The organism is Pseudomonas sp. 13B_2.1_Bac1 (assembly GCF_025466155.1).
GTDB classification, from domain to species: Bacteria; Pseudomonadota; Gammaproteobacteria; order Pseudomonadales; family Pseudomonadaceae; genus Aquipseudomonas; species Aquipseudomonas aylmerensis.
The window spans coordinates 53583-79989 of the sequence record NZ_JANLOH010000115.1 but is presented as its reverse complement, the minus strand read 5'-3'; the positions used below and the strand labels follow the sequence as shown (position 1 = coordinate 79989).

Here is a 26407-nt window from a genome sequence, read left to right as displayed (position 1 = left end):
CTCGACCGCTATGCCGAGGATGAGGAGTCCGCTGTGAAGTTTTTTCTGCTGCTGTTGCTTGGCCTGCTGCCCTTGTGCGCCCAGGCCGTCGAGGTGGGTGAGCGCCTGGCGCCGTGGACCCTGCTGGATCAATTTGACCAGGCCTACACCCTGAATGATCAGGCGCAGATTCTGCTGGTCGCGCGCAGCATGGACGCCGCCAAGCAAGTGGACGCAGCGCTGCAAGGCCAGCCCAAAGGTTACCTGGAAGCGCGGCATGCGGTGTTTGTCGCGGACATTCAGCGCATGCCGCGGCTGATCGCCAAGTTATTCGCGGTGCCCGCCATGCAGGCCTACAACTACCGGGTCATGCTCGATCGGGACGCGCGCATCGCCCCGCGCTACCCGGGCGCTGCGGATAAAGTGCTGTGGCTGCAGCTGGATAAAGGCCAATTGATTGAGCAGCGCGAATACAGCTCCGCCACCGATCTGCGCCAGGCCCTGGAGCAGGTGAAGCCGTGATCAGCGCCGCCGTGCTGGCACCGACGACGCTCGGCATCGGTTGGTTGTTGTACGCGCCGGTGTTGCTGTGGGCGATCCTGCGCTCGCCGTGGGTCGAGTTGTTTGCCGACCGGCGGCGCCAGCATTTGCTGTTCGGCACGGTATTCGCGCTGTTCATGCTGTGGCTGGTACGGCGTGATTTCGATACCGGGGTTTCCTACCACTTTATCGGCATGACTGCCGTGACCCTGTTGCTGGATTGGCCGTTGGCCATTGTCGGTGGGTTTGCCGCCCAACTGGGCCTGATGGCACTGGGGCGCCAGGATCTCGCAGCCCTCGGCGTCAACGGCATGCTGCTGATTGTGTTGCCGGTGCTGGTCACTGAAGGCTGCGCACTGCTGGTGGAGCGGGCGCAACCGCGCAATCCCTTCGTGTACATCTTCTGTTCCGGTTTCTTCGCTGCGGCGTTGTCGGCGTTGCTCTGCCTGCTAGCCGCATTGGGCCTGCTGTGGCTGGACGGGCGTTTTGCCATGCCGGAATGGCTGGAAGATTTCATCGGCTACCTGTGGCTGATCATCTTCCCCGAGGCCTTTATCAACGGCATGGTCATCAGCGCCCTGGTGGTGTTTTGCCCGGAGTGGTTGGAGACGTTCAATCGCACACGATACCTGTCGGCGCCCTGGAAGGATGACGATTCGCGGCGTTGATCCAGATCAAATCCCGCGGGGTCGCGCAGGCCCATGCTCTGCAAAATTTTCCAGGAGCACGGACATGAGTGTGTACGAATGGGCACGGCAGGAGTTGCGCAGAAGCCAGGACGCGGCACAGGAAATCGGTTTCGACCCGGGCTTGACCCTGCGCGCCATGCTCAGCGCGGTGGTGCAGCAGAGCAAGGGAGTGCGCAGTTTCGAAGACCTGGCCGACGAGCTGCAATACCTTGCAGAGAATCTCGACGACCAGCAGGAATACGCCTTTATGCGCCCTTAATGGCGCGGCGGCAGGTCTTCGGAGAACAGCTCGTCTTCAGCATCCGGAGCCACTGGGATCTTGTGTTCCTCAGCGGCCCACGCGCCGAGGTCGATGAGTTTGCAACGGTCCGAGCAGAACGGCCGGTTGAGGTTGGTCGCTTTCCATTCCACGGGGGCGCCGCAGGTTGGGCAGTCGACGGTCAAGGGTTGGCTCATGATCGGCCTCCACGCAAAGTAAGGTAAAAGTGGTGCAGTCGCTCGACCTCGCTGTGCAGCCAGGCCAGGTCCTGGTCATTGACCAGTACGTCATCGGCATGGTTCAGGCGGTCTTCGCGGCTGGACTGGGCCTTGAGGATCGCCTGCACCTGCTGTTCGCTGATGCCATCGCGCTGCAGGGTACGCTGAATCTGCAGCGATTGCGGCACGTCGATCACCAGGATGCGCTGGGTCATGCTGTACTGGCCGGACTCGATCAGCAGCGGCGACACCAGAATCGCGTAGGGTGACTGCGCGCGCGCCAGGTGGCTGCGAATCTCTTCGCCAATCAGCGGGTGCAGCAAGGCTTCGAGCCAGCGTCGCTCTTCAGGTACTTCAAAGATCAGCTTGCGCAGTGCGGCGCGATCCAGTTGGCCGTCAGGTTGCAGCACGCCGTCGCCGAAATGCTCGGCGATGCATGCCAGTGCCGGCCGCCCAGGTTCGACCACCCAGCGCGCGGCGTGATCGGCGTCCACCAGGTCGATGCCCAGGTCGACAAAGTGCTGGGCTGCTGCGCTCTTGCCACTGCCGATACCGCCAGTCAGGCCAAGAATCCAGGGTGTTGCAACAGAATTGGTCATCTGAAACCGACAGACTGCAAATAGAAGTCGGTTATTTGACCACCCCAGAGCAATGCAATCCAGCCGGCAATCGCCAGATACGGACCAAATGGCATGGGTGTCGACGCCTTGGCCTTGCGCATTCGCATCAGGATCAATCCACAAAATACCCCCACCAGCGATGACATCAGCAGTGTCATGGGCAGGATCTGCCAGCCGCCCCAGGCCCCGAGCAGGGCGAGCAACTTGAAGTCGCCGTGGCCCATGCCGTCCTTGCCGGTGGCCAGCTTGAACAGCCAGAACACGCTCCACAGGCTCAGGTAGCCGATCAAGGCGCCCCACAGGGCATCGGGCAATGTGGTGAACAGCCCGAAGCTATTGACGATCAGCCCCAGCCACAGCAGCGGCAATACCAGCACATCCGGCAGCAGTTGGTGGTCGGCATCGATCAAGCTCATCGCCAATAACCCACAGCTCAACAGCATCAGCGCTGCGGCTTGCCAACCGAAACCGAAATGCCAGGCCACCAGCGCGCAGAGCAACCCGCTCGCCAGTTCGGTGAGTGGGTAGCGCGCACTGATCGCTCCCCGGCAGTGAGCGCAGCGGCCCTTGAGCAACAGATAACTGAGCAGAGGAATGTTTTCCCAAGGGCGGATCGGGTGATTGCAGTGGGGGCAGCATGAGTGGGGCAGCATCAGGTTGTAGGTCGGCCCGGCAGGTTCGGCGGGCAAGCCGAGCACTTCATGGGCCTGGGCTCGCCATTCCCGTTCGAGCATTTTTGGCAGGCGCCACACCAGTACGTTGAGAAAACTGCCTGCGATCACACCCAGCACCAAGGCCATCGACACAAAAAACCAGGCGTGCTCGCTCAGCAGCAGGCTCAAAATGCGCTCCCCAATTGGAAAACCGGCAGGTACATGGCGACGACCAGTGCCCCGACAATCCCGCCCAATACCACCATGATCAGCGGTTCCATCAAACTCGTGAGGTTATCGACCTGATCGTCCACTGCGGCCTCGTAATGACTGGCGACTTTTTCCAGCATGCGGTCCAGGGTGCCCGACTCTTCGCCGATCGCCGTCATCTGGATCGCCATGCCGGGAAACAGCCCGCTGGCGGCCATGGATTGATTCAATTGCATACCGGTGGATACATCGTGTCGCATAAGCTCGATTGCCTGTTTGAACGGTTCTGAACCAGCAGCGCCGGCCACAGACCCCAGCGCCTGCACCAGCGGAACGCCGGCAGCAAACGTCGTGGAGAGCGTACGGGCGAAGCGGGCTACTGCCGATTTCTGCAGCAGTTTGCCTGCCAGGGGCGTTTTCAACAAACCGGCGTCCAGCCAGCGACGAACCTCTACTGAAGCGCGATAGGCGTGACGCAACCCCATGGCTGCAGACCCCAGGCCCAGCGCCACGATCCACCAGGCGCGTTGCATGAACTCGGACAGCGCGATCACGTGGAGGGTGAAATCCGGCAGCTTGCCGTCGACCCCGGCAAACAACGTCTGGAATTGCGGCACCACGTGGATCAACAGCACGCCGGTGACGACGCTCGCGACGACCAGCACTGCGATCGGGTAGGTCATGGCCTTTTTGATTCTGGCTTTGAGCCGTTCGCTCTTTTCCCGGTGGACCGCCACGCGCTCCAGCAAGGTCTCAAGTGCCCCCGCTTGTTCACCGGCAGCCACCAGGTTGCAGTACAGCTCATCGAAATAGCGCGGCTGTTTGCGCAACGCTTCACTCAGGTTGGTACCGGCGGCGACCTCCTGCTTCAGGCGCTGCACCCGCTCGCGCACCGAGGGGTTGTCGAAGCCTTCACTGATGATGTCGAAGGCCTGCAGCAGTGCGATCCCGGCTTTGAGCAGCGTGGCCAACTGGCGCGTGAACAAGGTGATGTCCGCCGGTTTAACGGGCGGGGTGAGGCTCGGCAGCCAATGCGATCGTTCGCGCACGCGACCGGGGCTGATGCCTTGCTGGCGCAGCTGCGCCTTTACCAGGGCCGGGTTGTGCGCCGTGGCATGCCCGCAGACCTTGCGTCCTTTGCGGTTGATGCCTTCCCAGGCGTAAATCGTCGAGGCGTTGTTCATGTCACGGTTCCGCACACAAGTCGTCGAAGATTTATAGCTTAGTCAGGTGACGGATTCGGGCTGGCGGGGAACCACCGATAAAATGTCAGAATGTGCGTCTTGTGCGCGATTGACCGCTTGTGGATGAGTACACTGGCGCCGCTGCAAAATACGGGGCGCAGGACGCGCCTGGTCATGAGTTTTATTCTGGAGAGTGAATGTGATGCGTCAGAAAGGTTTTACCCTGATCGAGTTACTGATCGTCGTGGCAATCATCGGCATTTTGGCCACCATCGGCCTGCCGATGTACACCACCCACCAGGCCAAGGCTAAATTCACTGCCGGCCTGGCTGAAATCACGGCGTTGAAAGCCGGGTACGAAGACACCCTCAATCAAGGGACCGTGCCCACCCTGGCATTGATCGGCGGCACCAGCCCCACGGCCAACTGCAAGATCGACGTCTCCGGCGACGTTGCCACGGGGGCCGGTTCCATCAGCTGCGAAATACTCGACGCACCGGCACCGGTGCTGGGCAAGAGCATCAACCTCACGCGCAATGCCACCACGGGCTGGAAGTGCAGTACGACCGCCGATGCCAAATATGCAGCCAAAGGTTGCGGCGCCGACGGTGCCTGACTGCTAAACCATCCACATGGACGTAGAGGTGGCCGATGTCGTTATCTGAACAGCAGCGTGGCAGTATTTTCCTGGTAGTGACGGTGTGTTTGCTGGTTGTTGGCATATGCGTGCCCTTCAGTGGGCATGATCTACAGCGGACATTGCAGATTGCCATTGCCGTCTGCGCGGTGCTGTATGGGCTGTCGGTGACTTCGCAGGAACGGTTGGTGGATCGGCTCACGGCCCTTGGGCTCGCGCTGATCATTGTGCTGGGGCTGGTGTCCTCGGCGCTGGCCCGACAGCCGCTCTGGGCGTTTACCGAAGTGGCGTTGTTTGTCGGTTGCGCGGCGATCACCGTGGCGTTTGCCGTGCTGCGTCGCCGCGAAGGTGAGCCTCTGGACCGTTTGCTGGTCCTGGTCGTGGTGTTGCTGTGCCTGATCAAATCCATCCAATACCTGTACGCCGGCGCGGTGGCCTTCAGCAGTGGTGCGCTGACGCTGGACCCTGACCTGTTGCTGTCGAGCTTTTCCAACAAGCGCTTTTACGGCCAGTTCCAGACCTTTACCTTGCCGCTGCTGGCGCTCCCCCTGTTACTGCCCAAGGCCTCTCGAACCCAGCGAGGCCTGGTATTTGCGTTGCTGTGTGTCTGGTGGTTGATCGCGATCAGCGGCGGCACGCGCGGTACATGGCTTGGCCTCGGCGTGGCCGGGGCGGCGCTGGCGATGTTGGGGCCGTGGGGGCGGCGCTGGCTCGGCTGGCAATTGGCTGCGGTGTCATGCGGCTTGTTGTTGTACTGGCTGTTGTTCACAGTGTTGGCGAATTACCTGGGAATCGAGATTACCAATGCTGCGCGTGATCGCCTCACCACCTCGCTGTCGGGGCGTGGCCCGATCTGGTGGCAAGCGTGGCATATGCTCGTCGAGCGCCCCTGGCTGGGCTTCGGGCCGATGCATTTTGCCGATATTGCCAACAAAATTGCCGCTCACCCCCACCAGGCTATCCTGCAATGGGCCAGTGAATGGGGAGTGCCATCCGCCGTGTGCGTTGCGGCCTTGGCGTGGCGAGGTGGCTGGGCCACGTTGGCTGTGCTGCGTGAGCGCGCGCTGTCCGCCGAACGTGCGGACCTGCTGAGGCTATGCCTGTTTGCGGCATTGGTTGGCGCGTTGGTGCAGTCCATGGTCGACGGCGTGATTGTGATGCCAGTCTCCCAGGTCTGGCTGGCGCTGGTCGTGGGCTGGCTGCTGGCACTGCATGAGTGGCGGTTGCCGGCCTTCGCAGCGGTGCCATGGTTGCGGGGGGCATGGAAAGCCCTGAGTGTATTGGCCGTTGGTCTGTTGATCTTCATCGCAGCGCGCGACATCCCACACATCACCCAAGCCCAGCAGCAGTACCTGGACAGCCATGGCAATTTGCTGCAACCCCGCTTCTGGACCCAGGGCGTGATTGCCCGTTGAGGGCCGCAAGTTGCCGGACGCCCGATGCGGTGCTAGCTTTAGCCCACCGCCCGTGTAGCTCAGCCGGTAGAGCAGCGCACTCGTAACGCGAAGGTCGCAGGTTCGATTCCTGTCTCGGGCAAAAGGGCACTACTGTTTCAAAGGCAACACTGTCTCAAAGGCAACACTGTTTTCAGATGATCCCAGAATGGTTCTGAAGGCCAGACGAGCTGGCATTTGCGCCCGCTCTTTTGTATCTGCGCAACCTTGATGACCCAGATGCATCCCCATTCCTCGATCTAAGAGAACAACATGACCACAACTGAAATGACCCAGGAAGTTCGGCATCAAGCAGCCCTCGAAAAATACCTCGAGGAGTCGCCGCAGCTTAAAGAAGAGATCAAGGACCTGAGCGCCGATGATCAGCGCGACCAGATTCAGTGGGCATTCGAGGACGAGGCCGAGAGCCGGGGCTACCAGCCCTGGGAGCTGACCCTTTATTACACCTCGACACCGGAAGAATTCGAAGCCGCCAGGCTCGCCTTGCACAAAGAGGCGTCCGAGGTACTGGGCGTCGACTGGGAAGAATATTGCGAGATGAACGGCCTGGTCGTTTGAATCAACCTGCAGGAGCCGGCAACCCGGCTCCTGCAGATTATCCTCAGATGCTGAGACGCATCGACAGATCCACCGCTTTTACATCCTTGGTCATCGCGCCGATGGAGATGTAGTCCACCCCGGTCTCGGCGATAGGCAGCAGCGTGCTTTCATTGATCCCGCCGCTGGCCTCCAGCTTGGCCTTGCCGCCATTCAGGCGCACGGCTTCACGCATGTCTTCCAGGCTCAGCTCATCGAGCATGATGATATCGGCGCCCGCCGCCAGCGCTTCGCGCAGTTCCTGCAGGCTTTCCACTTCGATTTCCACCGGTTTGCCGGGGGCGATCTTGTGCGCGGCGGTGATGGCTTGGGCGATGCCACCACAGGCGGCAATATGGTTTTCCTTGATCAGGAACGCGTCGTACAAACCGATACGGTGGTTGTGGCAGCCGCCGCAGGTCACCGCGTACTTCTGCGCCAGGCGCAGGCCCGGCAGCGTTTTGCGGGTGTCCAACAGCTTGACCTGAGTGCTCGCGACAAAATCCGCCAGGTACTGCGCGCGGGTAGCGACCCCGGAGAGCAATTGCAGGAAATTCAGCGCACAGCGTTCGCCGCTGAGCAGCGAGCGTGCCGGTCCTTCAAGGCGGAACAGCACCTGATTGGGGCTGACGCGCTCACCGTCGGCCACCTGCCAATGCACGGCGACGCGTGGGTCCAACTGGCGGAACACTGCATCGACCCAGGCCGTACCGGAAATGACTGCGTTGTCGCGGGTAATGATGGCGGCCGTGGCCAGCCGTTCGGCCGGGATCAACTGTGCGGTGATGTCGCCGCTGCCGATGTCTTCCAGCAGTGCGCGGCGCACGTTGGCTTCGATTTCGGCGGTGAGGTCGGCAAGACGGAGATTCGGCATAACAGGCTCCACAAACAAAGTGCCCCGATTATAGGGGCAGTGCGCGTCCGAACCCACACTCGCTGCTCATTTACCGCGCCGTCGCAGAGTTTGCTGGCGCAACCCCCCTCATTTGCAAGATAATCTCGCGCCTTTCAATTGGCGTCATAGCTTTGACGTCATGGTAATCACCGGCTATCCAGTGTGCCCACGCGGGCCTGTAGCCGATCTTTGCCCCACTCAATACCGCCGTTTCAGGAGGCCAGGATGCACAATGACGGAAAGGTGGTGCCAATCAACAAGGCACACGCCACGCCATCTCCGCTCGCCCGGTTGCCGGTGGTGTTGCTGCAGGTTCGCGACAAGGCGGCGCAACAGCTGCAGCAGGGGCTGCAGGAACTGTTCGATAACGCCGACGACACGTTGTTCGAAATGGCCGACAAGGCCCGTAACAACGTCGATCACCATATTTTCTTCGAAGCCATGCGCGACCTGCGCCTCAAGCGCAAGAATTTCGAGCGCGTGTTCATGGAGCGCCTGTTCGAAGCCTTTGCCAACCTGGGCGACGCGGGGCGGGGGGCGTTGAAATGGGTGCCGGTGATGTCCTACGACGCTGCACCCGGTACCTCCAGGGATCAACTGGAAAAAGCCGTGGCGCTGGAAGCCATGCTGGGTCGGGTGCATCACCGCGACGGCCTGGCGCTGGGGCAACTGACCGCCCGTTTGAGTGCATTGCTCGGCAATCGCCTGGACGATCGGGAGAACCCGCTCGGTCCGGCGCTGCTCTGCGAGTTTTTCCTGCGGGCGGGGCGCAGCCTCGGCGTGGAAATTCGCGTCAAGCTGATCATGCTCAAGCTCTTCGAAAAATACGTGCTCAGCGATGCCGACCAGTTGTACGGCGAAGCCAACCAATTGCTGGTCGCGACGGGGGTGTTGCCGGAACTCAAGGCCGCCCCCTCGCGCCGCCCCGGTGGGCGTGCCGCCCGTGAACAACCCAGCCCGGATGCGCAGCCGGGCGCCGAGCAGCCTGTCGATGACAGCGGCCAGCAAGCGTTCGCCGTCCTGCAGGAGCTGCTCAAAGCCGTGCGCGGCAGCGTGGCCCCTACCCTCGAAGCCAGCGCCGAGCCCCAGCCAATCGCCACCCGTGACCTGCTCCGGCTGCTGTCCCATTTGCAGCAGTATGTGCCGGAGCCGGAGCTTGAAGACGACTTCGATCTGCGCAACCAGCTGGAACAACTGCTTACGCGTGTCAGCGTCAAGAGTGGCAAGTCGCGGGTGGTGGAGGATGCGGACGAAGACGTGATCAACCTGGTCGCGCTGTTGTTCGAGTTCATCCTCAATGACCGCACGGTGCCCGATGCCTTCAAGGCCTTGATCGGCCGATTGCAGATCCCGATGCTCAAAGTCGCGGTGTTGGACAAGAGCTTTTTCACCCGCGCCAACCACCCCGCGCGGCGCCTGCTCAATGAAGTCGCGGCGGCGGCCATGGGCTGGAGCCCGTGTGATGACTATCAGCGCGACCACCTGTACCTGCGTATCGAACAAGTGGTGCAGCGCCTGCTCAACGACTATGTCGAAGACCCGGCGATTTTTTCCGGGTTGTTGACCGAGTTCAGTGCGTTTACCGCCGATGAGCGGCACCGCAGCGAATTGCTCGAACAGCACACCCGCGAGGCCGAAGAAGCTCGCGTACGCACCGAAGCGGCCCGTCAGCGAGTGGCCGATGTGCTCAACCGGCGGCTGCTGGGTAAGGTCCTGCCACGCACGGTGGTGCAGTTCCTGCAGCAGGCCTGGAGCCAGGTGCTGTTGCTGGCCAGCCTCAAGCACGGTGAGCAGTCGGTGCAATGGCAAGCGGGGCTGCGCACCCTCGACGAACTGATCTGGAGTGTCAGCCTGCAGCAAGACACCGAAGCCGGGCGCCACTTGCTGGAGCAGTTACCGGGGTTGCTCAAGGCGTTGCGTGACGGATTGACCAGCGCTGCGTTCGACCCATTCAGCACGCGTGATTTTTTTGTGCGGCTGCAGGCCCTGCATAGGCAGGCGCCTGACGACCTCGATGAGCTGATCGAGGTGAGTGAGCCCTTTGTACTTGGGGCGGTCCCGCATGAGGCGGATGAAGAGCTGCCGGACAACGATCCCGACCTGCTCCAGGCTCGGCAGTTGCGGATGGGGCAGTGGTTGGAGTTCCAACGCGAGACTGCCAGCAGCCTGCGATGCAAGCTCACGATGGTCATGGCGCCGGCCAATCGCTACATCTTTGTCAGTCGCACGGGGCTCAAGGTCCTGGAGCAAAGCCCCGGCCAACTGGCGGCGGCATTCAAGGCTGGCACGCTGCATATGCTCGACGATGGGCCCTTGTTCGAGCGCGCGCTGGCGGCGGTGGTGGGCAAGCTGCGACAACTCAATCGCGGCAAGTGATCGCAACCACAGGGGCGAACGCGGCATACTGGTGACACTTTGTCTCGTTCAAGGAACCGGTATGCAGTTGGACTCCGCCAGCGGTTGGTGCAAGGGTATTCGTCATTGCCCTTCGCCCAACTTCAACGAGCGCCCCGCAGGCGAAATCTCACTGTTGGTGGTGCATAACATCAGCCTGCCGCCCGCGCAGTTCGCTACCGGCAAGGTGCAGGAGTTTTTCCAGAACCGCCTGGATGTCACGGAACATCCCTACTTTGAAGGGATTGCTGACCTACGGGTGTCCGCGCATTTTCTGATTGAGCGTGACGGCGCGGTGACGCAGTTTGTGTCCTGCATCGACCGCGCCTGGCATGCCGGGGTCTCGTGCTTCGAAGGGCGAGAGACGTGCAATGATTTTTCCCTGGGAATCGAGCTGGAAGGCACCGATGACCTGCCGTTCACCGACGCCCAGTATGTGTCGCTGATCGACCTGGCCCGCCAGTTGCTGGCGGCCTATCCAGGGATCACGCCGCAGCGGATTTGTGGCCACAGCGATATCGCGCCGGGACGCAAGACCGATCCCGGCCCCGCTTTTGATTGGACGCGCTTTCGCAGCGCCCTGCTGGATGGAGGACACGCACAATGAGTTTTCTGGTGTTGGTGCTGGCGGTCTGGATCGAGAAATTCTCGGCCCTGCGCCGGCGTGTGCAACGCGATGGCGGCTGGTTGCGCGAGCTGGCCAAGCTGGAATCCAGCCCGCGCATGGGCAAGCAGCCCTGGCTGATTCTGACCGTGATGGTGTTGCTGCCGGTGGCGTTGCTGGCGCTGTTGCTTCTGGTGCTGGAGCCGGTGGCCTACGGGTTGTTGGCACTGCCAGTGCACCTGGTGGTGGTGATCTACAGCCTGGGGCGTGGCGATCTACTGGCCGGGCTGGGCCCGTTTCGCGATGCCTGGCGGCGCGGCGACCTCCAAGCCGCAGAGCACGTGGCCGAGCGCGACCTGAGCCTGAATGCCGACAGCGGCGAACAGTTGCTCGAGCGCGTCCAGGGGCATCTGCTGTGGCAGGCCTACCAAAGCTTTTTCGCGGTGATTTTCTGGTACTTCCTGCTGGGCCCGGTGGCCGCCCTGGCGTATCGCCTGCTGGCGCTGGCCAGCGAACACAGCAAGAACCCGCTGGTGGCCGAGCGTGCCGGGCAATTGCGGCATGCATTTGACTGGTTGCCGGTTCGCCTGCTGGCAGCCAGCTTCGCCCTGGTAGGCAATTTCGTCGCGGTCAGCCGCGTGATGCTGCACGAGCTGTTGAACTGGGATATCAGCGCCGCCCAACTGGTGGAAAAGGTGGGCCTGGTTGCCGCCGAAATCCCGCCGCCAGTGGTCGGTGCCGATGGCATCAACAGCCTGGACCGCCTGTGGGAGCTGCTGCTGCGCGCGGCGGTGCTGTGGTATGCCGGGTTCGCTATTTGGACCGTGTTGCCCTGATCCTCGCAGACCCCCGGTTCGCTGGCGATACGAGCACTTTGGTGGTTACACCCCCCCGAGTTGCGTCGATCGCCGGCAAGCCGGCGCCTATCTCGTTAACTTTACGTTACAAAACTCCCTTTCAAATTGAGCTATACAGACAGAGCGCCAAATAGTGGCTTTCTGCCGCCGCCCTGCGCCTCAAATAAAAATAATAGAAAGGGAGTTCACCTGTGAAGAGCTTGCTCTATCCCGCCGTCGCGCTGATGAACCGTCTGAGTTTCGGCATGAAGTTCAGCCTGATCAGCGTGCTGTTCCTGCTGCCGATGCTGGCAACCAACTATTACCTGGTACGTGATTCCTGGCGCGAGTTCCAGGGCACGCGTATCGAACTGCAAAGCCTGGATCTACTCGGCAGCAGCCTGGCGCTGCGCCGCGACCTAGAAACCCTCAATAATCAGGTGCAGATCAACGCGACCCTGGGGCAGGCCGGTAAAGCCGGTGACTTGGAGGGCAAGATCACTGCCCTGGAGCAAAGCGTGCTGACCCGCCTGCAAGGCCTCAGCGCGATGGCCACCGACCCTGAGCAAATCGCCGCCTTTGACGCCAAGCGCGACGAGTTGGTCGCGGCCTTCAAGGCCCAGCAACAGGAAACCTCGCTGCTGAGTAAAAGTGCGTTGATCGGCAAATTGCTCAACAAGGCGCAGATGCTCAGCCAGATCATCGCCAGCCAATCCGGCTTGAGCCGCGACCCCCAGAGCGATTTGCGCCAACTCAGCGAACTCATCACCAGCGTGACCCCGCAGGTCACGCAAACCCTGGGGGAGGGCCGGGCGATGGGCGCGTATTCGCTGGGCCAGGGGTTTCTCAATTCATCCTCCAGCACGCGCTTTGACGAGTTGTTGCAGCAGTTGGAAAAGCTCCAGGCCGAATACGGCTTGAAGTTGCAGGACGCGTTGGGTTCCAGCAAGACCGCGCACACCGCGCTCGACAGTTTGGCCAAGGCCAGCAACGCCAGTCTCAAGCAAGGCAGCGAGCTGTTTGAAGAACAGGTGGTGATGGCCGAGACCCTCGACGCGCCCTGGCAGGCGTTCTACGACAACGTCACCCAACTGATGGCGCAGACGTATCAATTGGATGAAGCGACCCTGAGCTTCATCGGCCAGCAACTGGAGCAGCGTCTGGCGCAGAACCGCACACACATGGTGGTGCTGGTGTCGGCCCTCAGCGCGGTGTTCCTGTTGATCTTTTACTTGTATGCAGGCTTCTACGCCTCCACGCGTACCACGCTGCGGCGCCTGGGGGCGATGATGGACAAGGTCGCCGCCGGTGACATGACCGTCACTTTTGTCGCCCACAGCCGCGATGAATTGGGCGACCTGGGCCAGGTGTTCAACGGCACCGTGGCAAAAATCCATGACTTGATCGAGCGCGTCGGTCACACCGTCAGCCAGGTTGAACTGCAGGCCGGCCAGGTGGAAGCGGTCTCGGCGCAGAGCAACCAGGCGGTCTCCGGCCAGCGCACTCAGATCGAGCAGGTCGCAACGGCCATGAACCAGATGTCGTCTACTGCCCAAGAAGTCGCGCGCAGTGCGGCGGCGGCGGTCAGCAGTGCCCACAGTGTCAATGATGAAACTGTCAGCGGCCGTGGCCTGGTGCAATCCCAGCAGGGCAGCATCGCCCGGCTGGCCTCGGAGATCGATGAGTCAGTGCGGGTCATCAACCAACTGGCCACCGACAGCCAGTCGATCAGCAGCGTGTTGGAAGTGATCAAGAGCATCGCCGAGCAAACCAACCTGCTCGCGCTCAATGCTGCCATCGAGGCGGCGCGGGCGGGTGAGCAGGGGCGCGGGTTTGCGGTGGTGGCCGATGAGGTGCGCACGTTGGCCCGCCGCACCCAGCATTCCACCGAAGAAATCGAGCAGATGATCAGTCGTTTGCACAGCGGTGTGGCGGCTGCGGTGAAGGCCATGGGCACCAGCCATGAAATGGCGAATGGCACGGTAGGGCAGTCGGAAAAAGTCCAGCAGGCCCTGGAAAACATCCTCGGGGCCGTAGGCATGATCGTCGATCAGAACCAGCAGATTGCCGCCGCGGTGGAGCAGCAGACCGCCGTCGCCCACGATATCGACCAGAACATCGTCGAAATCAATCGTGCCGGCGAGCATGCAGCGGAGGGCGCACATCAGACCGAAGCGGCGAGCCGGCAGCTGTCGATGCAGGTGATCGAATTGAAGCAACTGATCGGGGCGTTTCGTGTGTAAGGCGCAAGAGTAGGAATTGTCTACTTATGACGTAGTTCGTGTCTTGATTCGCCGCTCGCTCTTCTGTGGCTGTGTGAATGGGTGAGAATTTGTTTCACACACTCAAGGTACTGGGGAGCACGGCGATGGCCACGGCAATTGGCATCAAAGGGCACTGCGCCCATTGCGACATCACGTTTGAGCTCAAGCCTTGGCAGTTGAATGCCATCGCCATCGAAGAGCCCTTCGATTGCCCGTATTGTCATCGGGTGTTGCAGCTGAGCTGTCCGCGGCAACTGCGTCAGTTCAAGGCGCTCGACCACTGGGCGCTGGTGCACCCGAGCATGGCGGTCCTGACGTGTGTGGTGCTGATCGTGGCACTGGTGGCGGAGTGGGTGGGATTGATCAGTGTGATCGGCCAGCTCAACGTGTCATTGGTGGTGCTGCTGGTGCACTTCCTGGCATTGCGTTATGCCCGTTCGCGGCAGCGGATCACCCTGGACCTGCAAGCGGTCATGCCGGCACTACCAGTTGAACACCTCGCACGCATTGCGTGTGCTCGCCTCAGCCAGCAATAGGGGCGTGGTCCCCATGCGCGCGGCCAGGTCGGTGCAAATCGCCTGCAAATGCTGCGGGCTATTGCGTTGGCCAGGGTACATGGCGGGCGCCATGTCCGGTGAGTCGGTTTCCAGCACCACCGCGTCCAACGGCAATTGCGCCAGTACCTTGTGCATACGCAAGGCCTGGGGCCAGGTGGCGGCGCCGCCCAGTCCGAGTTTGAAGCCGAGCTTGATGTACTCGCGGGCTTCTTCCCGGCTACCGGCAAAGGCATGGATGATGCCGCCCCGTGGCAGGCGGATGCGCTTGAGGGTGGCGATCACCGCCGCGTGACTGCGGCGTACATGCAGCAATGCCGGCAGTTGGCAGTCCACGGCGAGCTTGAGCTGGGCTTCAAACAGGTGTTGCTGGCGTTCGCGGTCCAGGGTTTCGAGGAAATAATCCAGGCCAATCTCGCCCACGGCGCACAGTTGCCGATGGCCCTGCAGGCGGGTCAGCCAGTCGCCCAGTTCGGTCAGGTCGGCAGGTCGATGATCATCGAGGTACACCGGGTGCAGGCCGAAGGCGGCGAACAGGTTTTCGTCTGCTTGCACCAGGTCCCACAGCCGCTGCCAATTCTGCTGATACACGCCCAACACCACCATGCGCCGAACGCCCAGCGCGCGGCTGTGGGCGAGGACTTCGCGGCGATCACTGTCGAAGTCCGGGAAGTCCAGGTGGGTGTGGGTGTCGATCAGCTCCACGCTCAGGCCTCGTGAATACGCTGCTTGAACGTGCGGCCGATGGCGTGCACGCCGGGTTGGTACTGCTCGTCTTCGATGGCGGCCAGGGCCAGGCGCAGGGCGGTGTCGGCGATCAGTTGATGCTGCTGGGCCATGGCGTTGACAGGCAACGGCAGGAAGTCCAGCAGTTGGGTGTCACCGAAGGTGCCGAGGCTCAGGGGCCGCGACTTCAACGGGAAGTCATGCAGCGCATCGAACACGCCTTGCAGCAGCACGTAGGACGTGGTCACCAGCGCGTCAGGCAAATGCCCCAGGCGTTGCAGTAATTGCTCCATCAATTGTCGGCCACAGTCACGGCTGAAGGCTTCGCCGTGTTCGACCACTACCTCGCCCTTGAAGCCTTGCAGCGCCTCATGGAAACCTGCCGCGCGCTCCTGGCTGATGCTCAGCTCGGGACGCGCGCCGATCAGCACGATCTGCTTGGGCAGCGGCTGCAGCAGGCTGCTGGTCAATTGCTGGCAGGCCTGGCGGTCGTCGCTGACCACCGAGCAGAACTGCCCGGGCTCCATCACCCGGTCGATGGCGATCACCGGCAAGCCCTTGGCCTGCAACTCGCGGTAACTGTCATCGCTGGCGGGCAGGCAGCTGGCGACGAACAGCGCGTCACAACGGCGTGCGCGGAACAGCTGCAGCAGTTGGCGCTCGCTGTCGGCCTCGTCATCGGAACTGGCGATCAGCAACTGATAGCCACGTGCCCGTGCGCCTTGCTCCAGCAGCTTGGCGATGCGCGCGTAACTGGGGTTTTCCAGATCCGGCAGGATAAACCCCAAGGTACGCGTGTGCCGGCTGCGCAGCCCGGCGGCCTGGGGGTTGGGGGTGAAGCCATGGGCTTCGACCACGGCACGCACCCGTTCGACGGTGGCGTTGCTGATCCGTTGCTGTTCAGCCTTGCCATTGATGACGTAGCTGGCGGTGGTCACGGACACACCGGCGAGACGCGCGATATCACTGAGTTTCAAACCGGGATTTCCTTGTTTTTTGGAGCTTGCCCCGACATTTTGTCCAATCGTAACCGATTACGGCACGCGACCAATGTCTCAGCGCAAGTGCCGAGTGGTCCTTCAAGGATGCGCAATTAACGCGTAATCTGCCATAAATTCTAGATTAAACGTTTCAGCCAGCGTATTTTTACGACGTTCGCGACTGAGTACCTACTGCCAATTGACTGCTCAGTCAGTTATTCCGAAACGCCCTTACACTGTTTTATTCAAAACAATACCTAGTGCGGCCCCCGCACTAACTAGGAGAACGGCATGCTTGAGCTCACTGTAGAGCAGATTTCCATGGGCCAGACGGCTGTGGATAAATCTGCCGCCCTGCACCTGCTCGCTGACAAACTGGTGGCTGACGGCCTGGTCGCCGAGGGGTATCTCAGTGGCTTGCAAGCCCGTGAAGCCCAAGGCTCGACCTTTCTCGGCCAAGGTATTGCCATCCCCCACGGCACCCCCGAAACCCGCGACCAGGTGTTCTCCACCGGCGTGCGCCTGCTGCAGTTCCCCGAAGGGGTGGACTGGGGCGACGGCCAGATCGTCTACCTGGCGATCGGCATCGCGGCCAAGTCCGATGAACACCTGCGCCTGTTGCAACTGCTTACCCGTGCCCTCGGTGAAACCGACCTGGGCCAGGCGCTGCGGCGTGCCGGCAGTGCCGAAGCGCTGCTGAAACTGTTGCAGGGTGCGCCACAGGAGCTGGCGCTGGACGCGCAGATGATCAGCCTGGGCGTGTCCGCCGATGACTTTGAAGAGCTGGTATGGCGCGGCGCCCGGCTGTTGCGTCAGGCCGATTGTGTGAGCAATGGTTTCGCCGCCGTCTTGCAACAGGTCGATGCGCTGCCCCTGGGCGATGGCCTGTGGTGGTTGCACAGCGAGCAGACCGTCAAGCGTCCGGGCTTGGCGTTTGTCACCCCGGACAAACCCATGCGCTACCTTGGCCAGCCGCTCAACGGCCTGTTCTGCCTGGCCAGCCTGGGCGAAGCGCACCAGGCCCTGCTGGAACGCCTGTGTGCATTGCTGATCGAAGGGCGCGGCCAGGAATTGGGCCGCGCCACCAGCAGCCGCGCGGTGCTCGAAGTGTTGGGTGGCGAACTGCCGCCGGACTGGCCCAGCGTGCGCGCCACCCTCGCCAATGCCCATGGCCTGCACGCGCGGCCGGCGAAGATCCTCGCGCAGTTGGCGAAAAGTTTTGACGGCGATATCCGTCTGCGCATTGTCGACGGCCCGGTAGGCGCCGTGTCGGTAAAGAGCCTGAGCAAGCTGCTCAGCCTCGGCGCCCGACGTGGCCAGGTGCTGGAGTTTGTCGCTGAACCGGCGATTGCCGGTGACGCGCTGCCCGCGCTGTTGGCTGCCGTTGAAGCCGGCCTCGGCGAAGAAGTCGAGCCGCTGCCGACCGTGAGTGCCCAGCCTGCCACTCCGGATAGCGCACCGGTGCTCAGCGCACCGCTGGCCGGCAGCCAGCTCCAGGCCATCGCCGCCGCCCCCGGCATCGCGATTGGTCCGGCGCATGTCCAGGTTCAGCAGGTGTTCGAGTACCCGCTGCGCGGCGAGTCCTCGGTCATCGAGCGCCAGCGCCTGCAGGCCGCATTGGCCGACGTGCGCGGCGATATCCAGGGCCTGATCGAACGCAGCCAGGCCAAGGCTATCCGCGAAATTTTCATCACCCACCAGGAAATGCTCGACGACCCGGAACTCACCGACGAAGTCGACACCCGCCTCAAGCAAGGCGAAAGCGCCGAAGCGGCTTGGATGAGCGTGATCGAAGCCGCCGCCAGACAGCAGGAGTCGTTGCAGGACGCCTTGCTCGCCGAGCGCGCGGCCGATTTGCGCGACATTGGTCGCCGCGTGCTGGCGCAACTGTGCGGCGTCGAAACCGCCCAGGAGCCGAGCGAACCCTACATCCTGGTGATGGACGAAGTGGGCCCCTCGGACGTCGCGCGGCTGGACCCGGCGCGCGTCGCCGGCATCCTCACCGCGCGTGGCGGCGCCACGGCCCACAGCGCCATCGTCGCTCGCGCCCTGGGGATTCCCGCGCTGGTGGGCGCCGGTCCGACGGTGTTGCTGCTGGCTGCCGGCACCGCGTTGTTGCTGGATGGGCAGCGCGGCCGCCTGCATGTCGACCCCGATGCCGCCACCCTGCAACGAGCCACCGTCGAACGCGATACCCGCGAACAACGCCTGCAAGCCGCCTCGGCCCAGCGTCATGAGCCGGCCCTGACCCGTGACGGCCACGCGGTGGAAGTGTTCGCCAATATCGGCGAAAGCGCCGGTGTGGCCAGCGCGGTGGAGCAGGGCGCCGAAGGCATTGGCTTGCTGCGCACCGAACTGATTTTCATGGCCCATCCGCAAGCGCCGGATGAAGCCACCCAGGAAGCCGAATACCGCCGCGTGCTCGACGGCCTGGGCGGCCGTCCGCTGGTGGTGCGCACCCTCGATGTGGGCGGCGACAAACCGCTGCCGTATTGGCCGATCGCCGAGGAAGAAAATCCTTTCCTGGGCGTGCGTGGCATTCGCCTGACCTTGCAACGTCCGCAGATCATGGAGGCGCAATTGCGCGCGCTGCTGCGCTCGGCGGACAACCGCCCGTTGCGCATCATGTTCCCCATGGTCGGCAGCGTGGATGAATGGCGCGCGGCCCGCGACATGACCGAGCGCCTGCGCCTGGAAATCCCGGTAGCCGACCTGCAACTGGGGATCATGATCGAGGTGCCATCTGCGGCATTGCTCGCGCCGGTGCTGGCCAAGGAAGTGGATTTCTTCAGCGTCGGCACCAATGACCTGACCCAGTACACCCTGGCCATCGACCGTGGCCACCCGACCCTGTCAGCCCAGGCCGACGGCCTGCATCCGGCCGTGCTGCAACTGATCGACATCACCGTGCGCGCCGCCCATGCCCAGGGCAAATGGGTGGGTGTGTGCGGTGAGCTGGCGGCAGACCCGCTGGCAGTGCCGGTGCTGGTCGGCCTGGGGGTGGATGAGCTGAGCGTGTCGGCCCGCAGCATTCCTGAGGTGAAGGCGCGCGTGCGTGAATTCAGTCTGAGCGAGGCCCAGGGTCTGGCGCAAAAAGCACTCGCGGTGGGTTCGCCCGCCGAAGTGCGTGCCCTTGTGGAGGCCGTGTAGATGGCAATGATTCTGACCCTGACGCTGAACCCGGCGTTGGACCTGACGGTACGCCTGGGGCGCCTGGAGCCGGGTGAAGTCAACCGTAGCGAAACCCTGCTGACCCACGCGGCCGGCAAGGGCGTGAATGTGGCGCAGGTGCTGGCCGACCTCGGCCATCAGGTGAGCGTGGGCGGCTTTCTCGGTGCGGCCAACCCCGAGGCGTTCGAGGCGCTGATCGCCAGCCGAGGGTTTGGCGACGCGTTCATTCGCGTGCCGGGCGAAACCCGCAGCAATATCAAGATTGCCGAACAGGACGGTCGGGTCACCGACATCAACGCGCCGGGGCCGCTGGTGAGCGAGCAGGCACAACACGCCTTGCTCAAGCTGCTCGCGGTGATCGGCCCTGAGTTCGATGCCGTGGTGGTGGCTGGCAGCTTGCCGCGCGGCGTCAGTGCGCAGTGGTTCCAGGGCATGCTGGCGCAACTCAAGGACCTGGGTTTGAAAGTCGCCCTGGATACCAGCGGCGAGGCCCTGCGCGCCGGCCTGAAGGCCAGCCCATGGCTGGTCAAGCCCAATACCGAGGAGCTGGCCGATGCCCTGGGGCATTCCACTGACGTCATCCACCAACTGCATCAGCAAGGGGTGGAACACGTGGTCGTCTCCGACGGCGCCGCAGGCGTGACCTGGTACAGCCCGCAGGCGGCCCTGCATGCCACGCCGCCCAGGGTGACGGTCGCCAGTACGGTCGGCGCCGGTGACTCGCTGCTGGCCGGGATGCTTCACGGTCTGCTCAGTGGCGATACACCGGAGCACACCCTGCGCCGCGCGACGGCGATTGCCGCGATGGCGGTGACGCAGATCGGTTTCGGCATCAGCGATGACGCGCAGTTGGCGCGCCTGCAAAACGGCGTCGACGTCCGCACGCTGACAGAACAATAAGAGGGATTGTGATGAAGTTAGCCATTGTTACTGCCTGCCCGAACGGCATGGTCACCAGTGTGCTGTGCGCCCGCTTGTTGGACGCAGCCGCGCAGCGTCAAGGCTGGAGCACCAGCGTCGAAGTGGTTGACGTGCAACGTCCGGAGCGCCAGCTGTCCCAGGCGACCCTCGACGCGGCCGAATGGGTGTTGCTGGTCAGCAGCACCGCGGTGGACATGCAGCGGTTTGTCGGCAAGCGCGTGTTCCAGAGCACCCCGGCCCAGGCGCTGGCGGATGTCGAGGCGGTCTTGCGCCGCGGTGCGCAAGAGGCCCAGGTGTATGTCGCGACGGCCCCCGTCGCCGCGAAAAACGTCCCGCGCATCGTTGCCGTCACGGCTTGCCCCACCGGCGTGGCCCACACCTTCATGGCTGCCGAAGCCTTGCAGCAAACGGCCAAGCGCCTGGGGTATGACTTGCAGGTCGAGACCCAAGGCTCAGTCGGCGCCCGCACGCCGTTGAGCCCGCAGGCCATCGCCGACGCCGATGTGGTGTTGCTGGCGGCCGACATTGAAGTCGCCACCGAGCGCTTCGCCGGCAAGAAAATTTACCGCTGCGGCACCGGTATTGCGCTCAAGCAGTCCGAAGCGACCCTCAACAAGGCCCTGGCCGAAGGCGCGGTGGAAAGCGCGGCCGGCGGTGCGGCGAGCAAGAAGCCGGAAAAAACCGGCGTCTACAAACACCTGCTCACGGGCGTGTCGTTCATGTTGCCGATGGTGGTGGCGGGGGGCTTGCTGATCGCCTTGTCATTCGTGTTCGGCATCCACGCGTTCGAACAGGAAGGCACCTTGGCGGCGGCGCTGAAAACCGTCGGCGACCGCGCCTTCATGCTGATGGTGCCGTTGCTGGCGGGCTATATCGCCTACTCGATTGCCGACCGTCCGGGCATTGCGCCCGGCATGATCGGCGGCCTGCTCGCGGGGACGCTGGGCGCCGGGTTTATCGGCGGGATCTTCGCCGGTTTCCTCGCCGGCTATTGCGTCAAGCTGATCACCCGCGCGGTGAAGTTGCCGCAAAGCCTGGAAGCGCTCAAGCCGATCCTGATCATCCCGTTGCTGGCGAGCCTGTTTACCGGCCTGGCGATGATCTACCTGGTCGGCCCGCCGGTGGCGCGCATGCTCACCGGGCTGACGGATTTTCTCAGCACCATGGGCACCACTAATGCGGTGCTGCTGGGCATCCTGCTGGGCGGCATGATGTGCGTGGATCTCGGCGGGCCGATCAACAAGGCCGCGTATGCGTTTTCCGTCGGCCTGTTGGCCGCGCAGAGTGGCGCACCGATGGCCGCGACCATGGCCGCCGGCATGGTGCCGCCGATCGGCATGGGCATCGCCACGTTCCTGGCGCGGCGCAAGTTCGCCCAGACTGAACGCGAGGCCGGCAAGGCCGCGATGATCCTGGGCCTGTGCTTTATCTCCGAAGGCGCGATCCCGTTTGCCGCCAAGGACCCGCTGCGCGTGATCCCGGCCAGCATCGCCGGCGGCGCGTTGACCGGCGCGCTGTCGATGTACTTCGGCTGCAAACTGGCGGCGCCCCATGGCGGCCTGTTTGTGCTGGTGATCCCGAATGCGATGAACCATGCGTTGCTGTACTTGCTGGCGATTGTCGCGGGTAGCCTGCTGACCGGGTTGGTGTACGCGCTGATCAAGCGCCCGGAAGCGGTGGAGCTGGCCGTCGCCCCTGCCTGATCCTGTAGGGGCCGGCTTGCCGGCGCCTACAGTGGGGTGTCATCTGGCTTTCATCCCGACGTGGTTAAGTTTCCCTTTTGATACTCAAGAGGGCACCTGCATGAGCCACTTCGACCTCGGCCGTCGCCGCGTGATGCAAGCCGTCGGCGCCGGCCTGTTGCTGCCGGGCCTGGCCCCGGCGGTGATCGCTTCGGTGAAAGATCGCCCGCAACTCACCGATGGCGTGCAGTCCGGCGACCTGCTGGGCGATCGCGCGATGATCTGGAGCCGCAGCGACCGCCCGGCGAAGATGGTGGTGGAGTGGGACACCCGCAGCGTGTTCAGCAACCCGCGCAAATTCGTCTCGCCGCTGGCCGACAGCCGCACCGATTTTACCGCCCGCGTCGAACTTACCGGACTCCCCGCCGACCAGGCGATCTTCTATCGCGTGCACTTCGAAGACGCCCAGACCGGCGTGGCCAGCGAACCTTGGTTCGGCCACCTGCGCAGCGTGCCGCAACAGCGCCGTGACATCCGGTTTGTGTGGAGCGGCGACACCGTGGGCCAAGGCTTTGGCATCAACCCGGACATCGGCGGCATGCGCATCTACGAAGCCATGCGCCTGCGCCTGCCGGATTTTTTTATCCACAGCGGCGACACCATCTACGCTGACGGCCCGGTGCCCGCGCAACTGGTCACCGAAGGCGGGCGCATCTGGCGCAATATCACCACCGAGGCCAAGAGCAAAGTCGCCGAAACCCTGGATGAATATCGCGGCAATTACCGCTACAACCTGCTGGATGAAAACGTGCGCCGCTTCAATGCCGAAGTGCCGCAGATCTGGCAGTGGGACGACCATGAAGTGGTGAACAACTGGTCGCCGAGCAAGCAACTCGACGAGCGCTACCAGACCAAGGACATCCACACCCTGGTCGGCCGCGCGCGTCAGGCCTGGCTGGAATATTCGCCGATGCGCCGGCAAGCCGCCGACGGTGGCGGGCGCATTTATCGCAAGCTCAGCTATGGGCCGCTACTGGATGTGTTCGTGCTCGATATGCGCAGCTATCGCGGCCCCAACGACGACAACCTGGGCGCGGAAAAGCCCTTCCTCGGCCGCGAGCAACTGGACTGGCTCAAGCGTGAACTCAAGGCTTCCCAGGCGCAGTGGAAGGTCATCGCCGCCGACATGCCTATCGGCCTCGGCGTGCCCGACGGCGAAGTCAGCCCCGGCGTGCCGCGTTGGGAAGCCATCGCCAATAATGACCCGGGCCCGGCCCAGGGCCGCGAGCTGGAAATCGCCGAGCTGCTTGGGTTCCTGCGTGCACAGCAGGTGCGCAACCATGTCTGGCTGACGGCAGACGTGCATTATTGCGCGGCGCATCACTATCATCCGGATCGCGCGGCGTTCCAGGATTTCGAGCCGTTCTGGGAGTTTGTCGCCGGGCCGTTGAATGCGGGCAGCTTCGGGCCTAATCCGCTGGACAAGACCTTTGGCCCCGAGGTGGTGTTCGAAAAGGCCCCACCGGCGCAGAACACGTCGCCGTTTGCGGGTTTCCAGTTTTTTGGCGAGGTGCAGATCGATGGGCAGACTGCGGAGTTGACCGTGATCCTGCGTGACCTGGATGGCGTCTCGGTATTCGAGCAAAAGCTGCAACCCGCCTGATTGGCCTGCGCTCAACACTGTGGGAGCAGGCAAGCCTGCGCCCACAGTTGATCATCAGTAGACGTCGCGGCGGTAGCGGCCTTGTTCGATCAAGCGCTCCACCGCGTCACTGCCGAGTATGTCCACCAACGCCTGATCCACCCCGGTCGCCATCCCCTGCAGGCTCCCGCACACATAAATCGCCGCGCCTTCTGCCAGCCACCTGCGCAGTACCTCGGCCGATTCACGCAGGCGATCCTGCACGTAGATTTTTTCCTCCTGGTCGCGTGAGAACGCCAGGTCCAGCAACGCCAGGTCACCGCTGGCGAGCCAGCCTTGCAGCTCGTCCTGGCACAGGAAGTCATGCTTGATATTGCGTTCGCCGAACAACAGCCAGTTGCGCTGCTGGCCATCGGCAATGCGCGCCTTGAGCAAACTGCGCAGGCCAGCCAGGCCCGTGCCATTGCCCAGCAGGATCAACGGCACGGGCGCGTCCGGCAGGTGGAAGCCACTGTTGCGGCGCAGGCGCAGGCTGATTGCGGCACCGATGGCCGCATGCTCGGTGAGCCAACCCGAGCCGACGCCCAGGCCGCCATCCGGGTGGCGCTCCTGGCGCACGATGAGTTCCAGCACGCCGTCGCTGGCGATCGAGGCGATGGAGTATTCGCGCATGCCCAGCGGCGCCAGTGCATTCACCAGTGCCTGGGCATGCAGGCCTACCAGGTGCGCGCGGTTGTCCGGCAATTGGCGCGTGGCCAGGGCCTGGTTGAGGGTTTGCGCCAGGCCGTCGATCAGTACGCCGTCGCTGCCGGCCAGGCCCAGTCCTTCCAGGAAGTGCTCGATGGCCCATGGGCAGTTGCGCGGCAGGACTTCGACCAGATCGCCGGCCTCCCAGCGCTGTGGCGACGTGCTGGTGAGGCCGAGCAGGTAGACATCCGAGCCTGTGCTGTCGCGGTTGAGCAGGGTGCGCTGGCTCAGCGTCCAGTTTTCGTATTGGGCGGTCGGCCAGGCGGCGGCCGGTGCGTGCCCTGTCAGCTGTCCCAGTTGTTGTTGCCAGTTGAGCAGCGCGGCGCTGTCGCCGCTGTCCACTTCGACCGGGGCGAACAGCGGGTTGCCGCCCTGGTTGGTCAGCCAGAAATGCAGGCGGCGGGCAAAGCCGCAGAAGTGTTCGTACTGTCGGTCACCCAGGGCCAATACCGAGTAGTTCAGGCCCTTGAGGGACATGTCCTGGCCGAGCACGCTGCGCTCGAAACCCCGCGCGCTGTCGGGCGCTTCGCCGTCACCGAAGGTGCTGACTACAAACAACGCATTCTGCGACTGGCGCAGGTCGTCCTGGCTGACACTGCCCAAGGGCTGCACCTTCACCGGCAAGCCGGCAGCCTGCAATTGCCCGGCCGTCTGCCAGGCCAACTGCTCGGCAAAGCCGCTCTGGCTGGCAAAGCCGATCAACCAGGCCGGAGCATCACTGTGGTTGGCGCCGAGGCCTTTGCGTGCGTCGCGCACCTGGCGTTTTTTACGCCGGCGGTCCAGGTACAGCAGCCAGCCGGTGATGAAGAACAGCGGCATCAGCAGCGAGCTGACGGTGAGGATGATGCGCCCCGCCAGGCCGAAGTAACTGCCGGTGTGCAGCGCGTAGATACTGGTCAGCAGCTGCGACTTGAGGCTCTTGCTCGCGTACTGGTCGTGGGATTTGACCTCGCCGGTGGCCGGGTCCAGGTTGATCTGGTTCAGCGCACGGTCATGGGGCGAGTCTTTCAACAGGTAGTAGACGGTGGCCGGCTGCCCCGCGACGGCGGGCATGCGGATGTTGTAGGCGCTGAGGCCGGGACCGGCATTGCTGTAGATGCTGCTCCAGATCGCGTCATAGTTGGCCACCGGCAAAGGGCCTTCGGGCGCCGGTCCACGTTTGCGCACGCGCTCATTTTGCGGGGCATCGGACAGCAGCTTGGTCAGGCCCTGGCTGTACCAGTCGTAGGACCACGACAGGCCGGTCAGCGCCGACAACAGGTAGGCCAGCAGGCACCAGGTGCCGAACACCGAATGCAGGTCCCAGTTGAAGCTGCGGCCTTTTTTGCGCCAGTCCAGAGTCAGCCAGGCACGCCAGCTTGCCACCTGGCGTGGCCAGCGCAGGTACAGGCCGGAGAGGCAGAAGAACACCAGGATCAGCGTGCACGCACCGGTAATCTGCCGGCCGGTTTCACCCATGACCAGGAAGCGGTGCAGTTGCAGGATAAAGCCGAAGACATCCTGGCCGACAGCGTCGCCCATGTAGTCGCCGGTGTAGGGATCGAAGTAGCGCATCTGGCCACGGCGCTCGCCGGGTGGCGGGGTGAAGAACACGCGCGCGGCGTTGCCGCTTTCGCCTTCGACCCACAGCATCGACACGGTCTTGCCTTCGGTGGCTTCGAGCTTGCGCACCAATTCGGCGGGCGGCAGTACCCCGGCCTCGCGTTTTTGCACGCTGAGCACCGTCGGGTTGAGCGCCCGCAGTATTTCATCCTGAAACGAGACCGCAGCCCCGGTGATCCCCATCAAGGCCAGCACCAGCCCGGCAGTGATGCCGAAGAACCAGTGCAACTGGAACAGGGTTTTCTTCAACACGTCGGACCGCCTCGCTCATCTGTCTGTAAATGCCACGGCGCGCATTATGCCGTGAGTTGTCGAGAAACATTCTGTTTTACACGCAAAAGCCCCGCGCATCCGATGCGTGGGGCTCCTG

23 protein-coding genes, 1 tRNA gene and 1 pseudogene are annotated in these 26407 nt (G+C 63.2%); 17 read left to right on the top strand and 8 right to left on the bottom strand.

What is annotated here, in order from left to right; translation table 11 throughout:
- Positions 1 to 33: 33 nt before the first annotated feature.
- The 3 genes from NTD80_RS30235 to NTD80_RS30225 all read left to right on the top strand — a co-directional run bounded on the left by NTD80_RS30235 (position 34) and on the right by NTD80_RS30225 (position 1467).
- Positions 34 to 501, top strand: a complete 468-nt coding sequence (locus tag NTD80_RS30235; protein ID WP_262135838.1) for an FAD/FMN-containing dehydrogenase — start codon at positions 34 to 36, stop codon at positions 499 to 501.
- A complete protein-coding gene (locus NTD80_RS30230; RefSeq protein ID WP_065900572.1) occupies positions 498 to 1187 on the top strand; it encodes an energy-coupling factor ABC transporter permease in 690 nt (229 codons plus the stop codon). The genes NTD80_RS30235 and NTD80_RS30230 overlap by 4 nt, the downstream gene beginning before the upstream one ends.
- Before the next feature lie 64 nt (positions 1188 to 1251).
- Positions 1252 to 1467, top strand: coding sequence for a hypothetical protein (locus NTD80_RS30225; RefSeq protein WP_003171680.1), 216 nt, complete (start codon positions 1252 to 1254; stop codon positions 1465 to 1467).
- On the opposite strand, the gene yacG is transcribed toward NTD80_RS30225, so the two are convergent.
- From yacG to NTD80_RS30205, 4 genes are read right to left on the bottom strand one after another with little or no spacing between them, the layout of a single operon-like run.
- Positions 1464 to 1664, bottom strand: coding sequence for a DNA gyrase inhibitor YacG (gene yacG / locus NTD80_RS30220; protein ID WP_003188437.1), 201 nt, complete (start codon positions 1662 to 1664; stop codon positions 1464 to 1466). The genes NTD80_RS30225 and yacG overlap by 4 nt on opposite strands.
- Positions 1661 to 2284, bottom strand: a complete 624-nt coding sequence (gene coaE / locus NTD80_RS30215; RefSeq protein ID WP_065900573.1) for a dephospho-CoA kinase — start codon at positions 2282 to 2284, stop codon at positions 1661 to 1663. The genes yacG and coaE overlap by 4 nt, the downstream gene beginning before the upstream one ends.
- Positions 2281 to 3147, bottom strand: coding sequence for an A24 family peptidase (locus NTD80_RS30210; RefSeq protein ID WP_315974952.1), 867 nt, complete (start codon positions 3145 to 3147; stop codon positions 2281 to 2283). The genes coaE and NTD80_RS30210 overlap by 4 nt, the downstream gene beginning before the upstream one ends.
- On the bottom strand, positions 3144 to 4352 hold the full coding sequence (locus tag NTD80_RS30205) for a type II secretion system F family protein (protein ID WP_262135837.1): 1209 nt from the start codon (positions 4350 to 4352) through the stop codon (positions 3144 to 3146). Before NTD80_RS30205 ends, NTD80_RS30210 begins: the two co-directional genes overlap by 4 nt.
- A gap of 202 nt (positions 4353 to 4554) precedes the next feature.
- Here NTD80_RS30205 and NTD80_RS30200 point away from each other — a divergent pair, with 202 nt between their 5' ends.
- The 4 genes from NTD80_RS30200 to NTD80_RS30185 all read left to right on the top strand — a co-directional run bounded on the left by NTD80_RS30200 (position 4555) and on the right by NTD80_RS30185 (position 7001).
- Complete coding sequence (locus NTD80_RS30200; RefSeq protein WP_065900578.1) at positions 4555 to 4968, top strand: pilin; 414 nt, start codon at positions 4555 to 4557, stop codon at positions 4966 to 4968.
- Between the two features lie 35 nt (positions 4969 to 5003).
- The gene (locus NTD80_RS30195; RefSeq protein ID WP_262135836.1) at positions 5004 to 6404 is read left to right on the top strand and encodes an O-antigen ligase family protein; all 1401 of its coding nucleotides are present in this window, start codon (positions 5004 to 5006) and stop codon (positions 6402 to 6404) included.
- Positions 6405 to 6452: 48 nt separating this feature from the next.
- Positions 6453 to 6525: transfer RNA gene (locus NTD80_RS30190), tRNA-Thr, on the top strand.
- A 170-nt stretch (positions 6526 to 6695) separates the two neighbouring features.
- Entirely contained in the window at positions 6696 to 7001 is a 306-nt protein-coding gene (locus NTD80_RS30185; RefSeq protein ID WP_065900582.1) for a DUF6388 family protein, read from the top strand.
- A 43-nt stretch (positions 7002 to 7044) separates the two neighbouring features.
- On the opposite strand, the gene nadC is transcribed toward NTD80_RS30185, so the two are convergent.
- The gene (gene nadC, locus NTD80_RS30180; protein ID WP_065900584.1) at positions 7045 to 7893 is read right to left on the bottom strand and encodes a carboxylating nicotinate-nucleotide diphosphorylase; all 849 of its coding nucleotides are present in this window, start codon (positions 7891 to 7893) and stop codon (positions 7045 to 7047) included.
- A 246-nt stretch (positions 7894 to 8139) separates the two neighbouring features.
- Here nadC and NTD80_RS30175 point away from each other — a divergent pair, with 246 nt between their 5' ends.
- From NTD80_RS30175 to NTD80_RS30155, 6 genes and pseudogenes are all read left to right on the top strand, one after another.
- Positions 8140 to 10290: a DUF1631 domain-containing protein gene (locus NTD80_RS30175; protein ID WP_262135835.1), complete on the top strand. Its 2151-nt coding sequence runs from the start codon at positions 8140 to 8142 to the stop codon at positions 10288 to 10290.
- Positions 10291 to 10351: 61 nt separating this feature from the next.
- The gene (gene ampD, locus NTD80_RS30170; protein WP_106805180.1) at positions 10352 to 10915 is read left to right on the top strand and encodes a 1,6-anhydro-N-acetylmuramyl-L-alanine amidase AmpD; all 564 of its coding nucleotides are present in this window, start codon (positions 10352 to 10354) and stop codon (positions 10913 to 10915) included.
- Positions 10912 to 11748, top strand: coding sequence for a regulatory signaling modulator protein AmpE (ampE, locus tag NTD80_RS30165; protein ID WP_262135834.1), 837 nt, complete (start codon positions 10912 to 10914; stop codon positions 11746 to 11748). Before ampD ends, ampE begins: the two co-directional genes overlap by 4 nt.
- A 245-nt stretch (positions 11749 to 11993) precedes the next feature.
- A pseudogene (locus NTD80_RS31505) lies at positions 11994 to 13133 on the top strand (HAMP domain-containing protein); the annotation flags it as partial.
- Between the two features lie 144 nt (positions 13134 to 13277).
- Positions 13278 to 13991, top strand: coding sequence for a methyl-accepting chemotaxis protein (locus tag NTD80_RS31500; RefSeq protein WP_371920711.1), 714 nt, complete (start codon positions 13278 to 13280; stop codon positions 13989 to 13991).
- Positions 13992 to 14116: 125 nt separating this feature from the next.
- Positions 14117 to 14548, top strand: coding sequence for a hypothetical protein (locus NTD80_RS30155; RefSeq protein WP_065900596.1), 432 nt, complete (start codon positions 14117 to 14119; stop codon positions 14546 to 14548).
- Here the strand turns inward: NTD80_RS30155 and NTD80_RS30150 are convergent.
- Positions 14495 to 15271 carry a TatD family hydrolase gene (locus NTD80_RS30150; RefSeq protein WP_262135833.1) on the bottom strand — a complete coding sequence of 259 codons (777 nt, stop codon included), beginning with the start codon at positions 15269 to 15271 and terminating at the stop codon, positions 14495 to 14497. The two genes, NTD80_RS30155 and NTD80_RS30150, sit on opposite strands and share 54 nt — an antisense overlap.
- Positions 15272 to 15273: 2 nt before the next feature.
- On the bottom strand, positions 15274 to 16269 hold the full coding sequence (gene cra, locus NTD80_RS30145) for a catabolite repressor/activator (RefSeq protein ID WP_262135832.1): 996 nt from the start codon (positions 16267 to 16269) through the stop codon (positions 15274 to 15276).
- A gap of 294 nt (positions 16270 to 16563) precedes the next feature.
- Here cra and ptsP point away from each other — a divergent pair, with 294 nt between their 5' ends.
- The 4 genes from ptsP (at position 16564) to NTD80_RS30125 (ending at position 23709) form a co-directional block, all read left to right on the top strand.
- Positions 16564 to 19422 carry a phosphoenolpyruvate--protein phosphotransferase gene (gene ptsP / locus NTD80_RS30140; RefSeq protein WP_262135831.1) on the top strand — a complete coding sequence of 953 codons (2859 nt, stop codon included), beginning with the start codon at positions 16564 to 16566 and terminating at the stop codon, positions 19420 to 19422.
- Positions 19423 to 20343: a 1-phosphofructokinase gene (pfkB, locus tag NTD80_RS30135; RefSeq protein WP_262135830.1), complete on the top strand. Its 921-nt coding sequence runs from the start codon at positions 19423 to 19425 to the stop codon at positions 20341 to 20343.
- A gap of 11 nt (positions 20344 to 20354) precedes the next feature.
- On the top strand, positions 20355 to 22067 hold the full coding sequence (locus tag NTD80_RS30130) for a PTS fructose-like transporter subunit IIB (RefSeq protein ID WP_262135829.1): 1713 nt from the start codon (positions 20355 to 20357) through the stop codon (positions 22065 to 22067).
- Between the two features lie 100 nt (positions 22068 to 22167).
- Complete coding sequence (locus NTD80_RS30125; RefSeq protein WP_262135828.1) at positions 22168 to 23709, top strand: alkaline phosphatase D family protein; 1542 nt, start codon at positions 22168 to 22170, stop codon at positions 23707 to 23709.
- 54 nt (positions 23710 to 23763) lie between these two features.
- On the opposite strand, the gene NTD80_RS30120 is transcribed toward NTD80_RS30125, so the two are convergent.
- On the bottom strand, positions 23764 to 26289 hold the full coding sequence (locus NTD80_RS30120; protein ID WP_262135827.1) for a sulfite reductase flavoprotein subunit alpha: 2526 nt from the start codon (positions 26287 to 26289) through the stop codon (positions 23764 to 23766).
- Between the last annotated feature and the right edge of the window lie 118 nt (positions 26290 to 26407).